Origin of the sequence: Bordetella parapertussis (assembly GCF_020735925.1) — a bacterium.
Taxonomy (GTDB): Bacteria; Pseudomonadota; Gammaproteobacteria; order Burkholderiales; family Burkholderiaceae_B; genus Bordetella; species Bordetella pertussis.
Genome location: NZ_CP085971.1, coordinates 4,053,219 through 4,071,103, shown reverse-complemented (window position 1 = coordinate 4,071,103; position 17,885 = coordinate 4,053,219). Strand labels below are relative to the sequence as shown.

General features: G+C 71.6%; 17 protein-coding genes. 6 read left to right on the top strand and 11 right to left on the bottom strand.

All coding sequences use genetic code 11. From position 1 onward, the window contains the following. Window positions 1-29: 29 nt before the first annotated feature. Together LK409_RS19225 and LK409_RS19220 are read left to right on the top strand one after the other, a co-directional pair. Entirely contained in the window at window positions 30-1,226 is a 1,197-nt protein-coding gene (locus LK409_RS19225) for a pyridoxal-phosphate-dependent aminotransferase family protein (protein ID WP_059565505.1), read from the top strand. Window positions 1,227-1,234: 8 nt separating this feature from the next. Continuing rightward, window positions 1,235-2,311: a serine hydrolase domain-containing protein gene (locus LK409_RS19220; protein ID WP_010929437.1), complete on the top strand. Its 1,077-nt coding sequence runs from the start codon at window positions 1,235-1,237 to the stop codon at window positions 2,309-2,311. A 43-nt stretch (window positions 2,312-2,354) separates the two neighbouring features. Here LK409_RS19220 and LK409_RS19215 read toward each other — a convergent pair whose 3' ends face one another. Together LK409_RS19215 and LK409_RS19210 are read right to left on the bottom strand one after the other, a co-directional pair. Further along, window positions 2,355-3,239 (bottom strand): MBL fold metallo-hydrolase, encoded by an 885-nt coding sequence (locus tag LK409_RS19215; RefSeq protein WP_003815464.1) that lies wholly within the window; start codon window positions 3,237-3,239, stop codon window positions 2,355-2,357. 12 nt (window positions 3,240-3,251) lie between these two features. Continuing rightward, window positions 3,252-4,247, bottom strand: coding sequence for a Bug family tripartite tricarboxylate transporter substrate binding protein (locus LK409_RS19210; RefSeq protein WP_010929436.1), 996 nt, complete (start codon window positions 4,245-4,247; stop codon window positions 3,252-3,254). 104 nt (window positions 4,248-4,351) lie between these two features. Here LK409_RS19210 and LK409_RS19205 point away from each other — a divergent pair, with 104 nt between their 5' ends. The 3 genes from LK409_RS19205 to LK409_RS19195 all read left to right on the top strand — a co-directional run bounded on the left by LK409_RS19205 (window position 4,352) and on the right by LK409_RS19195 (window position 7,559). Beyond that, window positions 4,352-5,308: a LysR family transcriptional regulator gene (locus LK409_RS19205; protein WP_010929435.1), complete on the top strand. Its 957-nt coding sequence runs from the start codon at window positions 4,352-4,354 to the stop codon at window positions 5,306-5,308. A gap of 110 nt (window positions 5,309-5,418) precedes the next feature. After that, the gene (locus tag LK409_RS19200; protein WP_010929434.1) at window positions 5,419-6,732 is read left to right on the top strand and encodes a DUF3300 domain-containing protein; all 1,314 of its coding nucleotides are present in this window, start codon (window positions 5,419-5,421) and stop codon (window positions 6,730-6,732) included. Beyond that, window positions 6,729-7,559 carry a DUF2950 family protein gene (locus LK409_RS19195; protein ID WP_010929433.1) on the top strand — a complete coding sequence of 277 codons (831 nt, stop codon included), beginning with the start codon at window positions 6,729-6,731 and terminating at the stop codon, window positions 7,557-7,559. The genes LK409_RS19200 and LK409_RS19195 overlap by 4 nt, the downstream gene beginning before the upstream one ends. A 9-nt stretch (window positions 7,560-7,568) precedes the next feature. Here the strand turns inward: LK409_RS19195 and LK409_RS19190 are convergent, their stop codons facing one another. The 4 genes from LK409_RS19190 to LK409_RS19175 all read right to left on the bottom strand — a co-directional run bounded on the left by LK409_RS19190 (window position 7,569) and on the right by LK409_RS19175 (window position 10,801). Continuing rightward, window positions 7,569-8,711, bottom strand: a complete 1,143-nt coding sequence (locus LK409_RS19190; protein ID WP_010929432.1) for a GGDEF domain-containing protein — start codon at window positions 8,709-8,711, stop codon at window positions 7,569-7,571. A 94-nt stretch (window positions 8,712-8,805) separates the two neighbouring features. After that, window positions 8,806-9,393, bottom strand: a complete 588-nt coding sequence (locus tag LK409_RS19185; protein ID WP_010929431.1) for a methylated-DNA--[protein]-cysteine S-methyltransferase — start codon at window positions 9,391-9,393, stop codon at window positions 8,806-8,808. A gap of 20 nt (window positions 9,394-9,413) precedes the next feature. Then, window positions 9,414-10,064 carry a DNA oxidative demethylase AlkB gene (gene alkB, locus LK409_RS19180; protein WP_010929430.1) on the bottom strand — a complete coding sequence of 217 codons (651 nt, stop codon included), beginning with the start codon at window positions 10,062-10,064 and terminating at the stop codon, window positions 9,414-9,416. An 11-nt stretch (window positions 10,065-10,075) separates the two neighbouring features. Continuing rightward, window positions 10,076-10,801 carry a 2OG-Fe(II) oxygenase gene (locus LK409_RS19175; protein WP_010929429.1) on the bottom strand — a complete coding sequence of 242 codons (726 nt, stop codon included), beginning with the start codon at window positions 10,799-10,801 and terminating at the stop codon, window positions 10,076-10,078. Window positions 10,802-10,945: 144 nt separating this feature from the next. Between LK409_RS19175 and LK409_RS19170 the strand changes: the two genes are divergently transcribed. Beyond that, a complete protein-coding gene (locus LK409_RS19170; protein WP_010929428.1) occupies window positions 10,946-11,446 on the top strand; it encodes a DUF523 domain-containing protein in 501 nt (166 codons plus the stop codon). A 3-nt stretch (window positions 11,447-11,449) separates the two neighbouring features. On the opposite strand, the gene LK409_RS19165 is transcribed toward LK409_RS19170, so the two are convergent. Genes LK409_RS19165 through LK409_RS19145 form a run of 5 tightly spaced genes read right to left on the bottom strand, consistent with a single transcriptional unit; the run spans window position 11,450 to window position 17,817 of the window. Then, window positions 11,450-12,238 (bottom strand): heme ABC transporter ATP-binding protein, encoded by a 789-nt coding sequence (locus tag LK409_RS19165; RefSeq protein WP_010929427.1) that lies wholly within the window; start codon window positions 12,236-12,238, stop codon window positions 11,450-11,452. Window positions 12,239-12,252: 14 nt separating this feature from the next. Next, entirely contained in the window at window positions 12,253-13,197 is a 945-nt protein-coding gene (locus LK409_RS19160; RefSeq protein WP_010929426.1) for a FecCD family ABC transporter permease, read from the bottom strand. A gap of 43 nt (window positions 13,198-13,240) precedes the next feature. Further along, window positions 13,241-14,104 (bottom strand): heme/hemin ABC transporter substrate-binding protein, encoded by an 864-nt coding sequence (locus tag LK409_RS19155; RefSeq protein WP_010929425.1) that lies wholly within the window; start codon window positions 14,102-14,104, stop codon window positions 13,241-13,243. Beyond that, window positions 14,101-15,147, bottom strand: a complete 1,047-nt coding sequence (locus LK409_RS19150) for a hemin-degrading factor (protein WP_003815440.1) — start codon at window positions 15,145-15,147, stop codon at window positions 14,101-14,103. Before LK409_RS19150 ends, LK409_RS19155 begins: the two co-directional genes overlap by 4 nt. 57 nt (window positions 15,148-15,204) lie before the next feature. After that, the gene (locus tag LK409_RS19145) at window positions 15,205-17,817 is read right to left on the bottom strand and encodes a TonB-dependent receptor (protein WP_010929424.1); all 2,613 of its coding nucleotides are present in this window, start codon (window positions 17,815-17,817) and stop codon (window positions 15,205-15,207) included. Between the last annotated feature and the right edge of the window lie 68 nt (window positions 17,818-17,885).

The window sequence follows — 17,885 nt, the reverse complement described above, 5'->3', positions numbered from 1 at the left end:
TATACCAATAATCCAATGCGAGGCCCCGTATGTTCGCCCTGAACCCGCATCCGTCCGGTCGCCACTTCCTGCAGATTCCCGGCCCCACCAATGTGCCGGATCGCGTGCTGCGCGCCATCGACCAGCCCACCATCGACCATCGCGGCCCCGCGTTCGGCCAGTTGGGGCTGGCGGTGCTGGCCGGACTGAAGCACGTGTTTCGCACCGAGTCGCCGGTGCTCATCTTCCCCGCGTCCGGCACCGGCGCCTGGGAGGCCGCATTGGTCAATACGCTGTCGCCGGGCGATACCGTGCTGATGGCCGAGACGGGCCATTTCGCCAGCCTGTGGCGCCGGCTGGCCGGCCGCCTGGGCCTGGAGGTCGATTGCCTGGAAAGCGACTGGCGCCATCCGGCCGACCCGCAGGCCATCGGCGCCAGGCTGGCGCAGGACACGCAACACCGCATCAAGGCCGTGTGCGTGGTGCACAACGAAACCTCCACCGGCGTCACCAGCGACATTGCGGCGGTGCGCGCGGCCATCGACCAGGCCGGGCACCCCGCCTTGCTGATGGTCGATACGATTTCCTCGCTCGGCTCGATCGATTATCGCCACGACGAATGGGGCGTGGACGTAACCGTGGCGGGCTCGCAGAAAGGCCTGATGTTGCCGCCCGGGCTGTCGTTCAACGCCATCGGCCCGCGCGCGCTGGCCGCTGCCGGGCAGGCCCGCCTGCCGCGTTCGTACTGGGACTGGCGCGAGATGCTGGCGGCCAACGAGCGCGGCTACTTCCCGTACACGCCCGCCACCAACCTGCTTTATGGCCTGCACGAAGCGCTGGCGATGCTGCGCGAGGAAGGCCTGCCGCAGGTCTATGCGCGCCACCGCCGCCACGCGCACGCCACGCGGCTGGCGGTGGCCGCCTGGGAGCTGGAGCTGCTGTGCCTGGATCCGGCGCAATGCAGCCCGGCGCTCACGGCGGTACTGATGCCGGGCGGCCACAGCGCCGATGCATTCCGCCAGCGGGCGCTGGAGCGCTTCGATATCTCGCTGGGGCAGGGCCTGGGCAAGCTGGCCGACCGCGTATTCCGCATCGGCCACCTGGGTTATTTCAACGACTTGATGCTGTGCGGCACGCTGGCCGGCGTCGAGATGGGCCTGGCGGCCGCGGGTGTGCCGCACCGCGCCGGCGGCGTGCAGGCCGCCATGGCGTTCCTGGCCCAGACCCCGTCCGGGCAGCCTGCCTGAACCGCATCATGGAGAGGATAGCGATGAACCCCCTCATGCAGCAGGCGATCCAGTTCGCCAACGATCACGAAACCGCCTGGGACCGCAGCGTCCAGGGCAACTTCGGCGTGCACCTCGATGATCCGCCGCCCTGGAACCGCCTGCTGGGTCCGGTGCACGATCGCGGCCCGGTCTCGGGCGTGGTCGTGGTCGACGGCCAGACGCTGGCGTCGTGGGGCGAGCCCGAGCGCGCCGACCTGACCTTCAGCGTGGCCAAGCTGTACCTGTCCATCCTGGCCGGCGTGGCGCACGACCGCGGATTGTTGCCGGACGTGGACGAGCCGGTGGGCCGGCGCGTGCCGGGCATCGGTTTCGACGCCGGCCGCAATGCGCGGATCACCTGGCGCCACTTGCTGCAGCAGACCAGCGAATGGGAGGGCGAGCGCTTCGGCGTGCCCGACCAGGCCGACCGCTACCGCGCGGTGGCCTTCGGCATCCCGCCCGACGGCAGGAAGGGCGACGCACGGCCGCTGCAGGAGCCCGGCACCTACTGGGAATACAACGACGTACGCATCAACCAGCTTTCGTATGCGCTGCTGCATCTGTTTCGCCGGCCCTTGCCCGAGGTGTTCCGCGAGGCGGTCACGAGGCCGCTGGGCGCCAGCGAGGACTGGCAGTGGGTGGGCTACGACAATGCCTGGGTGGATATCGACGGCGTGCGCATGCCGTCGGTGCCGGGCGGCACGCACTGGGGCGGCGGCATGTCGATCAGCGCGCGCGACCAGGCGCTGATCGGCCGCATGCTGCTCGACGAAGGCCGCGCGGCCGATGGCCGGCAGGTGCTGTCGCCGGCCTGGATCCAGGCGATGCGCACTCCCTGCGACATCGCGCCCTACTACGGCTACCTGATCTGGCTCAACCACGAAAGGAAGGTGTTTCCCAGCGTGCCGGCGTCCAGTTTCTTCGGCATCGGCGCGGGCAGCTCGTTCACCTGGGTCGAGCCCGAGCGGCGCATGGTGGTCATCGTGCGCTGGCTGGATGCCGCCTACGCGGACGCGCTGTTCGGCCGGATCCTGGCGGCGGTCGACGCCCATCGGGCCGGGTAGGCGCGGGCGGGCGCGGCGCCGTTTCGTTCCGGCGCCGCCGCGTTCAATCCAGCCGGGTCTGGCGCGGACCGGCGAAGGGAATCTCCATGCCGTCCTCGCCGAAGAAGATATTGCCCCGGTAGATTTCCCCGACTTCGCGCACGATCCGCTCGCGCATGCCGGGGTGGTCGAACTGTTCGGTCACGTGCGAGATGACCAGGTTGCGGACGTTGGCCTCGGCGGCCAGCTCGGCCAGCTCACGGTGCCCCATCGTGAACGCGGCGAAGGTCTTGCTGGGGGCGGTGCCCGAGACGTAGTGGCACATATGGACCAGCACGTCGCAATCCTGGGCCAGCTCGCGCAGCGCGCGGCTGGGGCCGGTATCGCCGGAATACACGAAGGACTGTCCGTCCGCGTCCAGGCGGTAGCCATACGACACCAGGTGCGGCGCGAAGTGGTTCACGGGCGCCACGCGCACGGTCCAGCCCGGCGTGCGCACCACCGCATCCGCGGCCAGTTCGTGCAGGCGGGGCTGCGGGCGGGCGCGCATGCCCGTGCCGCCGCGCGCCTGGTACACGTCGATGCTGCACTGGTTCTCCGTGCGCGAGATCAGGTCCGGGCCGAAGGCGCCGTCGTCGCCGATCAGGCGCTCGGTGATCAGCTTCAGCGGCGGCGGTCCGTAGACGTCCATGTCGTCGACCCTGCCCACGCCCTGGTCCCAGCGGGTCAGCAGCAGGCGCGGATAGTCGCCCATGTGATCGTAATGGTGATGGCTGAAGAAGGCGTGCGAGACCTGGGTGGCGCGCACGCCCAGTTCGAGCATGCGATGGTGCGCGCCGAACCCGTGGTCGAAGACCAGGTATTCGTCGCCGACGCGCACGAGATAGCCCGAACACATGCGCCGCAAGGACGGCGTGGGCGTTCCGGTGCCCAGTAACCACAGATTCATGCTTGTTCCTCGTTATTCGGCCGCGATGCCGAGTTCGTCGATGAAGCGCGCGTACTTCTTCTGTTCGGCGGCCACGAAGTCGCCGAAGGCCTGCGCGCTCATCGGCCGGGTTTCCACGCCCTGCACGGCCAGCGCCTGCCTGATGTCGTCGGCGGCCAGGGCGGCGGTGATGCGGTCGTGCAGCGCGGCCTGCACCGGCGCCGGCACCTCGCGCGGCGCGAAAAAGCCGAACCAGCCGGCCAGATCCAGCCGCGGGTAGTCCTGCGCGGCCAGCGCCGGCACATCGGGCAGGGCGGGGCTGGGCTGGCGGGCGGTGACGCCCAGCGCGGTCAGCTTGCCGTTCTTGACGAACGGAACCGCCGGCGGCATGCCCGAGAAGTAGATGCTGACCACGCCGCCCACCGTGTCGGTGACCGCCTGGCTGCCGCCCTTGTATGGGACGTGCAGCAGCTGTATGCCTGCCTCGCGCGCCAGCAGCGCGCCGGCGATATGGGCCGGGCTGCCGGGGCCTGCCGAGGCATACGAAAGGCGATTGGGCCTGGCCTTGGCCAGCGCGACCAGCTCGGCGATCGAGTTGGCGCCGACCGTCGGGTTGGCCACCAGCAGCAGCGGCGTCGAACCCGCCATCGCCACGGGCGCGAAGTCGCGCGCCACGTCGTAGCTCACGCCTTTTTGCACGATGGGGTTGATGACCATCTCGGAGGTGTAGCCCAGCAGCAGGGTATTGCCGTCGGCCGCCGCGCGGGCCACGGTCGACGCGCCGATCGAGCCGGCCGCGCCGGGCTTGTTCTCGACCACGACCGATTGCCCGGATTGCTCGCCCAGTTTCTTCGCGACCAGCCTGGCGATGACGTCGCCGGTGCCGCCGGGGGCGTAGGGGACGACGATGCGCAGGGGCTGGTCGGACGGCGCGGCGCCGGCCTGCGCCGGCACGCCGGCCAGCGCGAACGCGGTGGTGATGATGGCTATCGCGCCCATGAGCCGCGTAGGTCTGTGTAGATGCTGCATGGCATTCCCCGTATGGTGGTTTTCCTGAGTTGCATGATTTTCGTGTGATTCAGTTGTTTGAAGTGATACCATTTTTGTTATGCAAAACCCAGGGTTTACCCGTAATGTACGATTCCGCCCCTAGCGACCCGGTTCCGTTTGCCCGGCTGCGGTTTCGCGATCTGCAGTTGCTGCGCGAGATCGCCGCGGCCCGCTCCCTGACCGCCGTGGCCGAACGGCGCGGGCTCACGCAGCCGGCGCTCAGCCGTACCTTGCGCGACATCGAGGCGGAACTGGGCGCCCAGGTGTTCTCGCGCGAGCGGGGCGCGCGGCTGGCGCCCACCGCGGTGGGCCGGCACATCCTGGCGCGCGTGGACCTGCTGATGGCCGACGCCGGCGCGCTGCACAGCGAGTTGCGCGCGTTCGAGGAAGGGCGCGGCGCCCACCTGCGCCTGGGGGTGATTCCGTTCGTGTCCAACGCCCTGATGCAGGAAGTGCTCAAGACCCTCACGGGCGAGCCCTTGCGCATGTCGGTGAGCACCTTCGAAGGAGCCACGGACCAGTTGGTGCTTGCGCTGCGGCGCCAGGAGCTCGACATCGTGATCGGGCGGCTTTCGGCGGACGCCGGCGCCGACACGCTGGCGCAGGAGGGCCTGTTCTCGCAGACCGCGTCGATCGTGATGAGCGAGGCGCTGTACGAGCGGCGCGCCAGCCTGACGCTGGCGTCGCTGCACGGCCATCCGTGGGTGCTGCCGCCCGCGTCCAGCCCGACGCGCATGGCGTTCGTGGAGGCCTTCGTCAGCCGCAATGCCGTCGCGCCGGTGGCGCGCATCGAAACCACTTCGGCGCGCCTGGTCCACTCGGCCATCAGCAGCAATATGGCGTCGCTGGGCCTGCTGCCGCTCGATATCGGACAGGAGCTCGAGCGCTGGGGCGGCGTGCGCTGCAAGGCGTTTCCCGTCCCGTTCCGCATGCCGACCGTGGGCCTGATCGTGCTGGCCGAACGCCGGGCGCGGGCCATGAACCGGGTGGTGCGCGATGTGTTGCATCGCTGCATTGCGCGGGTGGCGGCCTACGCCTGAGCGCCACGCGCCGCTTCTCAAATTGCGCGCCAGCCGTTACGCTGGCAAACGGCGTTCCCCGGACCCGGGGGCCGCTGGCCGTCCGACGGGCAAACTCCTGGGAGTGGGATATGTTGCGATTGCGCTATCTGCTTGTGAGTCTGCTGTATCTGGGGGCGATATGGGCCGGTTCCGCGCAGGCGCAGGCCAAGCTGGACAACGCCCGGCTCGACCAGTTGCTGGCGCCGGTGGCCCTGTATCCCGATTCGCTGCTGTCGCAGGTGCTGATGGCCGCCACCTATCCCGACGACGTGGCCGCCGCGGCCAAATGGTCCGCCGATCATCCCAAGGATTCGGGCGACGCCGCCGTCAAGGCCGCCGAAGGCCAGCCGTGGGATCCCAGCGTCAAGTCCCTGGTGGCGTTTCCGTCGGTCATGGATCTGATGGGGCGCCAGCCGCAATGGGTCAAGTCGCTGGGCGATGCCTTCCTGGCGCAGCCCGACGACGTCATGGATTCCGTGCAGCGCCTGCGCACCGAAGCCAGGAAGGCCGGCACGCTGACCAGCAACAAGCAGCAGAAAGTCACCACCACCGAAAGCGCCGGCAAGACCGTCGTGGTGGTCGAGCCGGCCGATCCGCAGGTGGTCTACGTTCCCAGCTACAACCCCACCGTGGTGTACGGCGCCTGGCCGTATCCGGCCTATCCGCCCTATTACTATCCGCCGCCGCCCGGCTCGGCCTTCGCGACCGCCCTGGTCGGCGGCATCGGCTTCGGCCTGGGCGTGGCGGCGGTCGACGCCATGTGGGGCGGCTTCGACTGGGGACACAATGACGTCGATATCGACGTCAATCGCTACAACAACGTCAACATCAACCATCGTATCGACACCAGCAACACGCGGGTGGACTGGCAGCACAACGCCGCCAATCGCGGCAGCGCGGCCTACGCCGACAGCGCCAGCCGCCAGCGCTTCGACGCGCAGCGCCAGGCCGGCCAGCAGCGCCGCGCGCAGGCCGGCCAGCGCGCGGGCGGAGGGTCGATCGACGCCGAGCGGCAGCGCGCCGCGCAGGCGTTCGAAGGCCATACCGGCCATGCCGTCGCCGGTTACGGCGGTCCCGGGCATGGCGGCGAGCGCGCCGGGGCGCCTGGGCGCGACGCCCGGCCGAGCGGCAGCCGGCCGGGCCAGGCGGGCGCCGGGCAGCGCCAACCGGGCCAGCACAATCCGGCTCACGCGGACGGCATGCAACGCCAGCACGCCGACCAGGCCGCGGCGCGCGAGCGAGCCGAGCAATTCAACCGCACGCCGGCGCTGCACGACGCCGGCGACGGCGCGCGCATGCGCCAGCAGACCCAGCGCGGCGACTTCGCGCAACAGCGCGGCGGCTTTGGCGGCCGCGGCGGCATGGGCGGCGGCGCCCACCATTTCGGTCATGGCCGGAGATGAGCATGCACAACAAGCATCCGATGGTCCGGCGCGTCCTGGGCGCCCTGGCGCTGACCTGGGCGACCGCCGGCGCGGCCATGGCCCAGGCGCCTTACCCCACGGCCCAGGCCGCCGGCGATGCGCTGGTCGACGCCATCGCCACGTCCGACGACACGGCGCTGGCGCGCGTGCTGGGCGCCAATTACCGCCAGGTGTTCCCGGCCGGCGATCACACGCAGGCGATCTACCGTTTCCTGGCCGCGTGGGCCGACCGCCACGACATCCAGAGCGAGGGCGACCGGCGCGCCTGGCTGGCGGTGGGGCTCTCGGGCTGGACCTTTCCGGTTCCGATGGCGCGCGGCGGCCAGGGGCAATGGCGCTTCGACCTGCAGGCGGGCGTGGCCGAAATGCGCCGGCGCACCATCGGGCGCAACGAACTGGCCGCCATCGACGGCGTGAGGCAACTGGCGCAGGCGCAGGCGCGCTATGCGCAGGGGCCGGGGCAGGGGCGCTACGCAAGCCGGCTGGTCAGCCGGCCCGAGCATCGCGACGGCCTGTACTGGCCGGCGGCGGACCAGGCCGACGCGCCGCCCTTCGGGCCCGACGCCCTGGCCATGGGCGCGGATACGCCGCTCGACCAGGCGTATGCCGGCTACCGGTTCCGGGTGGAGGCTGCGCCCGACGGCAAGGATTTCCGCGTGGTGGCCTGGCCGGCCCAATACCGGCGCAGCGGCGTGTACACCTTTGCCGCCGACACCAGCGGCCAGGTGCTGCAGCGCGACCTGGGCGGCGCGGGCGCGGTGGGCATGCGTACCGACCTGGCCGGCTGGCAGCCGGTCGCGCAGTAGCCTGGCCGCTCAGGCGGCCAGCGCGGTGCGCGACTTGCCGGCCGACTTGGCCAGGTACAGCGCCCGGTCGGCGGCCTTGAGGATGGCCGTCATCTCCTGGCCATGGCGGGGCACCAGCGCGATGCCGACGCTGCCGCCAATGCGGACCGGGCGCGGCGTCCCCAGGTCGTAAGGCTCGCAGATCCGCGCCACGATGCGATCGTCCAACGCGGTGGCGCAGGCCTCGTCGCAATTCCGCACCAGCAGCACGAACTCGTCGCCGCCGATGCGCGCGATCGCCGCGTCGGCCGGCGCCAGCTCCGTCAACCGCGCCGCCACGTCGCGCAGCAGCCGGTCGCCGGCGGCATGGCCGTGGGTGTCGTTGACCGACTTGAAACCATCCAGGTCCAGGTACAGCAGGGCGAACTCGTTTCCGTCGCGGCGCGTTGCCGCCACGGCGCGCTCCAGCGCGAAGCCCAGGCCGAAGCGATTCAGCAGCCCGGTCAGCGCATCGCACCGCGCCAGCCGGTCGCTGTCGCGTTCGGCCTGCATGGTCGCCACCAGCATGCGATTGAAGCGGTACGCCGCCACCGTCATGCTGGCCAGGTAGAGCGGCAATTGCACGCTGACGATCCACAGACTGTGCTCGCCGGTGAACCAGGGCAGGGTGGTGCAAGGCCCCAGGCTCACGCAGATCATCAGCGCGGTCAGGCGCGGCGCGCTGAAATTGCGGAAACAGATGCCGCCCACCATGGCGGCGGCGGACAGGCAGGCCAGGATCGCCGCGACCCAGTCGCCGCTGGCCACGCTGATGAGCGTGCCGTAGCCCACGCTGCACGCCCACAGCACGGTCAGCACGATATAGGCGTCGGTATGGGTGGGCCGGCCGGCCGCGGCGGCGCGGCGCGCCGACACCAGCACGACGGCGCGCGCCAGGCAGCAGGCCAGCTCGAACGCCAGCCATGCGATGAACGGCGCCTGCGGCAGGCGGATGGCGATGATCAGCGCCACCAGCACGCTGTTGAGCACGCCGCCCACGAAGATCGAAATCGTGCCGAACAGGCCTGCGAGCAGCGCCTGGCGGATGTCGTCCGGCACGTTCCGTCCGGGATCGGCCAGCCAGCGGGTTACAGGCCAGGCAGGGGGGCTGTAGAGGCGGTCGGTGCGGTACATGCGGCGGGCGCCAGGATGCGGGAGAAGAAGTTCCGCGACGGTACAACGTCCTTGCCCGCTTGTATATGGCGCCGTTGCCGGCGTTGCAAACGGCTCAGCCGGCCTCGCGCAACAGCCCCGCCGCGGCGTTCTCGTGCGCCAGCAGCCAGCGCTTGCGCTCCAGCCCCCAGGCATAGCCCTTGAGCGCGCCATCCTTGCCGATGACGCGGTGGCACGGCACGATGAGGGCGATGGGGTTGGCCGCGTTGGCGCCGCCGATGGCGCGCGCGGCCTGGCGGTCGTCATGCCCCAGTTGCCGCGCCAGCGCGCCGTAGCTGGTGACCTCGCCGACCGGAATCCGGCGCAGCGCCTGCCAGACCCGCTGCTGCAGCGCGCTGCCGCCGGTGGCGGTGGCAATGCCGTCCAGCGCGTCGCACTGCCCCGAGAAGTAGTGCGCCAGCGCCGCGGCGATGGCCGCCGGGGCCGGCGCCTCGCGCAGGGTGCATGTCCCGTAGTGCAGGTGCAGCAGCCGCCGCAGGCGTTGCGGCGAGTCGGCGAACTCCAGCGCGCGTACCTGCTGCCGGTCGTCGGTGACCAGGCTCAGGGCGCCGAGGGGCGATTCGAGTTGGGCCTGAAAGAAATGCATGATGCGCTCCTGGTTTGATGGCGCCTTGACTGTATGCGGCGCGCGCGTGCCGCGCATCCCGGCGCTTGCGGCCGAATTCAGGCGCCGGCGCGGCGCAGCGTGAAGTTGATGCGCTGGCGGCCCAGCAGCGGATGTTGGCCCTCGGCCAGCGGCATCACGCCGTGGTAGCGCAGCCGGTCCACGCCACCCCATACGGCCACGTCGCCGTGCAGCAGCGGTATGCGGGCGGGCCGCTCGTCGCGCCGCGCGCCGCCGAACAGGAACATGGCGGGCAGGCCCAGCGACACCGACACGATGGGCGCGCCGAAGTCGCGCTCGTTCTTGTCCTGGTGCAGCGACATGCGCGCGCCGGGCGCATAGCGGTTGACCAGGCAGGCGTCGGGATCGAAGCCGGCAAAGCCCGCCTGCGCCGCCGCCTCGCGCGTCAGTTGCGCAAACGCCTGTGGCATCGGCGGCCACGGCAAGCCGGTCTGCGGATCGTCGGGCCGGTAGCGGTAGCCGTGCGCGTCGGTGGTCCAGCCCAGCGCGCCGCAATTGGTCAGCGCCACCGACATGGTGAAACCGCCTGGCGTGGCCATATGGCGCAGCGGCGCCTGCGCGATGACCGCGCGCAAGGCGGGCAGCAAGGCGTCCAGCCAGGGCAGGGCGAAACCCCGCAGCACCCACGCCTGCTCGCCCAGGCGCGTGCGGATGCCGGTTTGCTCGGCGTCGAAGAGGTCGGCTTGCATGGCGCTGCGTCTCAGGTGGCGTCGTGGAAGATGATGCCTATCGTATTATAGCGTTGGCCGGCCCGCAGTTCGCTCACCCCATGGCGCAGGCTGGCCTGCACCAGCCCGCGCGCGCCTTGCGCCGGCCGCCGGTTGACCGCGAAAACCAGCGCGCCGCCCTGCGCCAGCGGCATGACCTCGGCGCGCGCCGCGTGTCCGGAGCGCTGCTCGGTCATCACGAACTCGCCGCCGTCGAAGTCGCGGCCGGGCCGCGACAGCAGGATGGCCACCTGCAAGGGGAACACCCGTTCGCCGTACAGGTCCTGGTGCAGGCAGTTGTAATCGCCCGGCCCATACTTGAGCAGCAGCGGCGTGGGGCGCGCCTGGCCGGCCTGGTGGCAGGTATGCAGCCAGTCGGCATGCCGCGCCGGATAGCGCATGGGGTCGCGCAGCGCCGCATTCCAGCGGTTGGCCACGGCCGCCAGCGGCGGATAGAACGCCGTGCGCAGCTGCGCCACCAGCGGCGGCAGCGGATAGGCGAAATACTGGTACTCGCCGCGGCCGAAGCCGTGCCGGGCCATGACGATGCGGCTGCGGAACAGCCGCGGCTGTGTGTACAGGGCGGCCAGCTCGCCGCATTCGCGCGCATCCAGCAGGCCGTGCGCGACGGCGGCGCCGCGCGCATCGAGCGCGGTTTCCAGGGCCGGCCAGTCCAGCGCGCCGATGCGCGCCTGCACCGTGTTCGGGCAAGTATCCATACCGGCCAGTCTAGCGCCGCGCGGCCGCGCCGGCCTCCGGCGGCTTGCGTCCGAATTCGGCCGTACCCCCGCGCCCGCGCCGGGGGCGGCGCGACAGCGCTACAGTAGCGGCTGTGGCGCCCGCCGGGCGCCGGGAGAGCCGCGATGGAATGGGTCTTGGTCAGTGCCTGCCTGCTGGGCCGGCCGGTGCGCTACGACGGACGTGATGCCGCGACCGGACATCCGGTGCTGGCGCGCTGGCAGGCCGAGCGGCGCGTGGTGGCGGTGTGCCCGGAAGTCGCCGGCGGATTGCCCACGCCGCGTCCGCCGGCGGAAATCGCCGCCGGCGCCGGGGGCGCCGCGGTGCTCGACGGCCTGGCGCAGGTGCGCGAGGCCTCGGGCGTCGACGTCAGCGCCGCTTTCGTCGAGGGCGCGCGGCAGGCGCTGGCGCTGGTGCGCGAGCGCGGCATCCGCGTTGCCGTGCTCAAGGAGGGCAGCCCGTCGTGCGGCAGCGGGTACACGTACGACGGCAGTTTCAGCGGCGCGCGCATCGCGCGCGAAGGCGTGACGGCGGCTTGCCTGACGCGCGTCGGCGTGCGCGTGTTCAGCGAGCACGAGCTCGACGCCGCCCAGGCCTGGCTGCGCCAACTCGAAACCGGCGCTTGAGGCTCAGCGCGCCAGCACCAGCAGGCGGCCGGGCAGGGTGGGATGCGCCAGCACATCGGCCTCGATGCCATAGACGCGCCGCATGTGGTCCGGCGTCAGCACGTCGGCGGGCGGCCCCAGCGCGGCCAGCCGGCCATCGGCCAGCAGCGCCAGCGTGTCGCACCAGCGCGCCGCCTGATTGATGTCATGCACGATCACCAGCACGCCCATGCCGGCCTCGTGGGCCAGCGCCCGCGCCGTGGCCAGCAATTCCATCTGGTGCCTGGGGTCCAGATTGGAAATGGGTTCGTCCAGCATCAGGTAGCGGGTCTGGCCGGGCGCGTGCATGGCATGGCACTGCGCCAGCACGCGCGCGAACTGCACGCGCTGCTGCTCGCCGCCGGACAGCTGCGGATAGCGCCGCTGCGCCAGGTGGGTCACGCTCGCCTGCTCCAGCGCGTCGCGCACCAGCTGGCGCACGGCGGCCGGATCCAGTTCCGGAAACGGATAGGCGCCCATGCCGACCACGTCGCTGACACCCAGGTCGAACGACAGCGAGGGTTTTTGCGGCAGCACGGCGCGGCGGCGCGCCAGCTGCCGCGCGTTCAACGTCGCCAGGTCCGCATCGCCCAGGTAGACCTGGCCCGAGCGCGGCGCCAGTTCGCCGGCCAGCGCCGCCAGCAGGGTGGACTTGCCGGCGCCATTGGCGCCCAGCAGCCCCACCAGCGTGCCGGGCGCCAGCGTCAGCGACACGTCGGTGAGGATGGGCGCGCCGCCGCGCGCCAAGGTCAGATTGCGGGCTTGCAGGGTCATGGGCGTTGCTGCGGTCAGAGACGGCGGCCGCGCGCCAGCAGCCACAGGAAAAAGGGGCCGCCCACCAGGCTGGTGACCAGTCCGATGGGCAGTTCCGCCGGCACGATGACCACCCGCGCCAGCCAGTCCGCCAGCGTCAGGGCCAGGGCGCCGGCCAGCATCGAGGCGGGCAGCAGCCAGCGGTGGTCGGCGCCCAGCGTCATGCGTATCAGGTGGGGCACGACCAGGCCGACAAACCCGATGCCGCCGGTGGCCGCCACCAGGGGGCCGACGATCAGCGCGGTGGCCAGCACCAGTTGCCGCCGTACCGAGCGCAGCGCGAAACCGAGGTGGTGCGCCTCGCGCTCGCCCATTAGCAGGGCATTCATGGCGCGCCACTGGCGCATCAGCCACCACGACCACAGCAAGGTCCAGGGCGCCAGAAACGCCAGCAGCGACCAGCGCGCGCCGGCCAGGCTGCCCATGCTCCAGAACGTGAGGTCGCGCAGTTGCGCGTCCGAGGCCATGAAGGTCAGCAGGCCGATCACGCTGCCGGCCACCGTGTTGATGGCGATGCCGGCCAGCAGCAGGCCCGCCACGCCATGCGCGCGGCGTCCCAGCACGTAGGCGCAGCCGGTAGCCAGCAGGCTGCCGGCGAAGGCCGCCGGCGCCGTGATGGCGAAGCCGCCGGAAGTCAGCACGATGGCTAGCACCGCGCCCATCGCGCCGCCGGCCGAAATGCCCACCAGCCCGGGCTCGGCCAGCGGATTGCGAAACAGCGCCTGCATGGCCGCGCCGCAGATCGCCAGCGCCGCGCCCGCGGTGGCCGCGAACAGCACGCGCGGCAGGCGGATGTCGAACAGCACGTTGCGCCACAGCGCATCGCGCGGCGTACTGTCGCCGCCGATCAGGCGCGCCAGGTCGGCCAGCGGAATATGCACCGCGCCGCTGGCGGCGGCGAGGACGGCCACCGCCAGCAAGGCAGCGCCCAGCGCCAGCAGCAGCGCGACCGGATGGCGCCGGCTAGCGGGCGGGCGGGGTGCCGTGGCCAGCGACACAAGGCGTCTCCTTGAGTTGGCGGATCGCCTGCGGCAGGCGCGGGCCGGTTCCCAGCGCCAGCAGGTCGTCCATGACCACGATGCACTGGCGTTGCGCGGCGGGCGTGGCGGCGATTCCTGGTTGCGCGCGCAGCTTCTCCAGGCCGCCCGATGCCGCCAGCGAGGCCGCGGTCACCACGATGACCTCGGGCGCCAGCGCCCCGAGCGCTTCGGCCGACACGGGCTTGTAGCCCTCCTGGCCGGCCAGCGCGTTGGCCAGCCCCGACAGGCGCAGCAGCAGGTCCGCCGCGGTGTCGCGCCCGGCGCCCAGGGGCGTGCCGGTGCGGTTCATCAGCAGCAGTGCGCGCGCGCCCGAGGCCGGCAGCGCCTCGGTCCGGGCCAGCTCGGCATCGAGCTGGGCGGCCAGGCGCTCGCCCTCGGGCACGGCATCCAGCGCCTGGGCGATGGCGCGTATGCGCGCATGCAGCGACTGCACCGACGCCTGGTCGGAGACGACCGCGACACGGACGCCCACCGCCTTCAGGCGCTCGATGGCGTCGGGCGGTCCGGCCTGTTCGGAGGCCAGCACCAGGTCGGGTTCGAGCGCCAGCACGCCCTCAACCGGCACCGCCCGGTAGTAGCCGATGCGCGGCAGTTGCGTGGCCGCCTGCGGGTACAGGCTGGACAGGTCGTCGCCGACCAGGCGGCCGCCCTGGCCCAGCGCATAGACGATTTCGGTAACGGTGCCGCCCAGCGTGACGACGCGCCGCGCCGGCGCGCCCTGCGCCGCGGCCCCGGCGCAGGCCATCGCCAATAGCCATGCCAGCAAGCGCTTCATGGCCTGCCTCACTCGGCCAGCGGCTGGCCGCACAGGCCAGACAGCAGTTGGCGCCAGGCGGTCAGTTCGGGCTTGCCGGGCTTGCGCTCGCCGAAGAACTGCACGATCAGCTCGCCGCCGGCCGTGTACAGCTCCAGCGAGGTGACCCAGCCGTCGCTGGTGGGCTTGCTGACCACCCAGGCCGAATCGACGGTCTCGGTGTTCAGGTGCAGGTTGAAGCGCGGGTCCAGCACGTTGTACCAGGGGCCGGTACGGCGCAGCTTCTCGACCGGACCGGTGTGGATCTGGATCATGCCGCGGTTGCCGACGAAGCACATGATGGACAGGCCGCTGGCCGCGGCCTGCGTCAGCATGCGCTCGACCGTCTCGGCCGGCACCTGTTGCGCCAGGTCGGCGCCGGCGGCCTTCAGGGCCGCCAGCCGCCCGACCTTCAGCCTGCGCAGCAGCGGGAAGAACTCGTGCGTGTCCTGCATGGCCAGCCAGTCACGCCGCAGCGCGGCCGGATCGTCCACGGCGGCGGCGTCGTCGGCGGGCGGATAGGGCTGCGGCTCGGGCCATTCGGGCTCGCCCGCGTAGCGGGCGACCAGCGCCTCCCAGGCCGCGCCGTCGGTCGCTTCGGTGCGGTACACCTTGTGCACCGCCACGCCCGCGCCGTCGAAGAATTGCAGGCTGGTGTGGCCGTCCTGTTCGACGGCCCAGGCGCTGGCCCAACAGTTGAAGAACACGCGCAGGTCGATATCCGGCCCCAGCACCAGGCCCACCGGCCCCTCGGCCTGGATGTCCTCGTAGCGGCCGTGCCGTTCATGCACGCACCAGTCGTTGCGGGTGAGGGCCATGACTTCGCCCAGCTCGCCCAGGTCGCGGAAGATGGCCTGCGGCTTGCCGCGCAGCGCGGTGACGCGCGCGCCGTTGCAGCCGGCCGCGATCCATTCGGCTTCCGAGACGCCGAGCGCCTGGGCCAGGTTGCGGGCGCGCTGGCCGGGCTGGCTGGCGGCCAGCTCGTCGTTGCGCTGGCGCAGCGCCGCGGCGCGGGTGGCAAAGGTCGGTTCGGTCATTGCATTCTCCAGGGTATGGTTCTGGCGCGGCGGCCCGGCGGCCGCCGCGCGCCGGGTTCAATACTGGTAGGTCAACGATACGCGCACGCTGCGGCCTGGCTCGGTGTACCAGTCTAACGGTCGCGGAATCGCAATGGCGCCCGCCGTGGGCACGTTGATGGCTTCCCAGTATTTCTTGTCGAACAGGTTGAACACGCCCGCCTGCAGCTGCAGGCCCTTGACGGCGGCCGGGCGCCAGTAGGCGGACAGGTCCACCACGCCGTAGCCCGGGGCCTGGAAATCGGCGTAGCGCGCGCTGGCGGAGGCCTCGGGGTATTGCACGTCGTCGCGGCGCGTGGCGGCCGTCAGCATGGCGTCGATGCCCCATTCGTCGCGCTGGTAGCCCAGGCCGAGGATGGCCTTGAGCGGCGGCACCGAATTCAGGTGCTGGCCGGTGTTTTCGTCCTTGCCCACGGCCCAGGCCAGCGAGCCCCAGGTGCGCCAGTTGGGCGCGAACCGCCAGTGCGCCGAGGCTTCGGCGCCATAGATGCGCACGCGCGCCCGGTTGGCCAGCCCGGTGACGCCCAGCGGGTACTGGCCGTCCCAGGCCGGCTGCCATTGCGGCGAACCCTTGCCCAGCGGCACGTTCTTGTCGATGAAGTTCTGGTAGCGGTTGTCGAACAGCGACACGGCGCCGCCCAACTGATCGTCGCCCAGGCGGGCGCCCAGCTCCCAGCCCTTGCTGGTCTCGGGCTTCAAGGAGGGATTGCCCACGCGCAGATAGGTTCCCGGGCCGCCGTAGTTGGTGTACAGCTCGGTGGCCGACGGCGCCCGGTAGCCGAAGCCGTATTGCGCATACAGCGTCAGCGCCTCGCGCGCCTTCCAGGTGCCCAGCAGCTTGGGCGAGAAGCGGCCCCCCGACGACGGCGGCGGCAGCGTGCCGGCGTTGGGGTTGTTCTGGTAGCCGCCGCCTTGCTGCGGCTTCTGCTCGTAATGGTCGTAGCGCAGTGACGGGGTCAGGATGTAGCGCCCGTCGGCGAAGGCGATTTCGTCCTGTGCCCAGATGGCCCACTGGCTGCCCTTAACCCGGGGCATGTCGGCCTGGTTGGTATGCAGCATGTCGCACAGGCGCGGCCCCATCGGCGCGGGCGTGCCGGGCGGGATGGCGGGGCAGTTGTCGTAGCCGTCCGAATACTGCTCGGTGCGGTTGCCGTACCATTCGCCGCCTATCGTCACGCGCTGCGACACCATGCCTTCGAAGCGGCTGGAGAGCTCGCCGTTGACGCCGAGGATCGATTCCTGGATCGAGTTGCTGCGTCCGTAGGGGCCGCTGGGATAGCCGTAGAAGTAGGGGTCGCCGGGGCGGGCGTAGGCGCGTCCGTCGCGCGTGCGGCGGGCGTCCTGCGAACTGTCCAGCCGCAGCCGCTGCCAGTACACCATGGCCCGGGCGCTGTCGATCGCGGCGCCGGCCTGCGGGGCGTTGTACTGGTAGTCCAGCGAGACGCGCTTGCGCGTGGTTTCCTCGTGGGTGCGGTTGGCGCCGTACTGGTAGCTGGTGCCGGCGCCCTGCTGGTACATCTGGTCGAGGTCGGCGCGGCGCTTGAAGTATTCGCCCGTCAGGCCGAGGCGATGGCCGCCGTCGATGCGCTGCTGCAGCTTGAGCAGGAAGTTGTTCTGGGCGTAGTCCTCGGGGCTGGGCTGGCTGCGCTTGCTGCCGTAGCCGCCCGTGTCGGCGCGGTTGTCCAGGTCGTGGCCATTGCGGGTGCCCGCCTGCAGCAGCCAGCTGGTGTCGTCGTGGACCTGCCCGGCCAGGGCCGCGTTCAGGCCCCAGCTGGCGTCGGCCGAGTCATAGTCGGACTTGGCGAGCGCGCCGAAGCGGCGCCCGTCGCGCAGCAGGTCGGCGGGTTCGAGCGTGCGCAGGTCGGCCAGGCCGCCCAGCGCGCCGGAGCCGGCCGCGCTGGAGTCGGCGCCGCGCACGACGTCCAGGCGCGACAGGGTGTTGAAGTCCACCGCGTTCAGCCCGCCCTGGATGCCGCGCGCGCCGTCGTCGAGCCAGGGCAGGCGGATGCCGTCGATGCGTGTGACCACGCGGTTTTCGTCCAGGCCGCGGATGTTGATGCTCTTGGTGCGGCGGTTGTAGTTGACGCCGGGATCGACGCGCTTGCCGATATCGTTCCAGTCGAGCACCTGGCGCGCGTCGAGTTCGCGGCGCGTGGCGGTGCGGGCCCAGGCGGGATCGGCGCGCACGCCGTCAGCCTCGATGGTGACCGGCGCCAGCTGGGCGACCGGGCCGGCGGGCAGCGCCTGCAGCACGTAGGTGCCGGCGCCGCGCTGGCGCGCGTCCAGGCCGCTGCCATCGAGCAGGCGCGCCAGGCCGTCGGGCACCGAGTACACGCCTTGCAGGCCGGCGCTGGCGCGGCCGCGCACCGCGGCGGGGTCGTACAGCAAGGTAATGCCGGCCTGGTCGGCAAAGCGCGCCAGGGCCTCGCCCAGGGGGCCGGCGTCGATGTGCCAGGCGCGCGCGCCCGCCGATGCGGGCGCCGCCGCCGGCTGCGCGGCGGCGGGAGCGGCCGCCAGCGTACCGGCCAGTGCGCATGCCGCCAGCGCGCCGCGCATGGCCAGTGCCGTTTGGGGGCGCCTTGGCGGCGCGGGACGGGCGCGGCGGGCGCCCTGATCGCAAGCGTAAACCATGATCTTCCTTTCCCATCGAGAGCAGGCACGAGCGTGCTTGTGCTGTCGATGACCACCGGCGCGTCGAA

Bases quoted from the DNA above. Each gene is read 5' to 3' on its own strand.
- LK409_RS19225 (WP_059565505.1), top strand. From the start codon at position 30: ATGTTCGCCCTGAACCCGCATCCGTCCGGTCGCCACTTCCTGCAGATT.
- LK409_RS19220 (WP_010929437.1), top strand. From the start codon at position 1,235: ATGGAGAGGATAGCGATGAACCCCCTCATGCAGCAGGCGATCCAGTTC.
- LK409_RS19215 (WP_003815464.1), bottom strand. From the start codon at position 3,239: ATGAATCTGTGGTTACTGGGCACCGGAACGCCCACGCCGTCCTTGCGG.
- LK409_RS19210 (WP_010929436.1), bottom strand. From the start codon at position 4,247: ATGCAGCATCTACACAGACCTACGCGGCTCATGGGCGCGATAGCCATC.
- LK409_RS19205 (WP_010929435.1), top strand. From the start codon at position 4,352: ATGTACGATTCCGCCCCTAGCGACCCGGTTCCGTTTGCCCGGCTGCGG.
- LK409_RS19200 (WP_010929434.1), top strand. From the start codon at position 5,419: ATGTTGCGATTGCGCTATCTGCTTGTGAGTCTGCTGTATCTGGGGGCG.
- LK409_RS19195 (WP_010929433.1), top strand. From the start codon at position 6,729: ATGAGCATGCACAACAAGCATCCGATGGTCCGGCGCGTCCTGGGCGCC.
- LK409_RS19190 (WP_010929432.1), bottom strand. From the start codon at position 8,711: ATGTACCGCACCGACCGCCTCTACAGCCCCCCTGCCTGGCCTGTAACC.
- LK409_RS19185 (WP_010929431.1), bottom strand. From the start codon at position 9,393: ATGCGCGGCACGCGCGCGCCGCATACAGTCAAGGCGCCATCAAACCAG.
- alkB (WP_010929430.1), bottom strand. From the start codon at position 10,064: ATGCAAGCCGACCTCTTCGACGCCGAGCAAACCGGCATCCGCACGCGC.
- LK409_RS19175 (WP_010929429.1), bottom strand. From the start codon at position 10,801: ATGGATACTTGCCCGAACACGGTGCAGGCGCGCATCGGCGCGCTGGAC.
- LK409_RS19170 (WP_010929428.1), top strand. From the start codon at position 10,946: ATGGAATGGGTCTTGGTCAGTGCCTGCCTGCTGGGCCGGCCGGTGCGC.
- LK409_RS19165 (WP_010929427.1), bottom strand. From the start codon at position 12,238: ATGACCCTGCAAGCCCGCAATCTGACCTTGGCGCGCGGCGGCGCGCCC.
- LK409_RS19150 (WP_003815440.1), bottom strand. From the start codon at position 15,147: ATGACCGAACCGACCTTTGCCACCCGCGCCGCGGCGCTGCGCCAGCGC.
- LK409_RS19145 (WP_010929424.1), bottom strand. From the start codon at position 17,817: ATGGTTTACGCTTGCGATCAGGGCGCCCGCCGCGCCCGTCCCGCGCCG.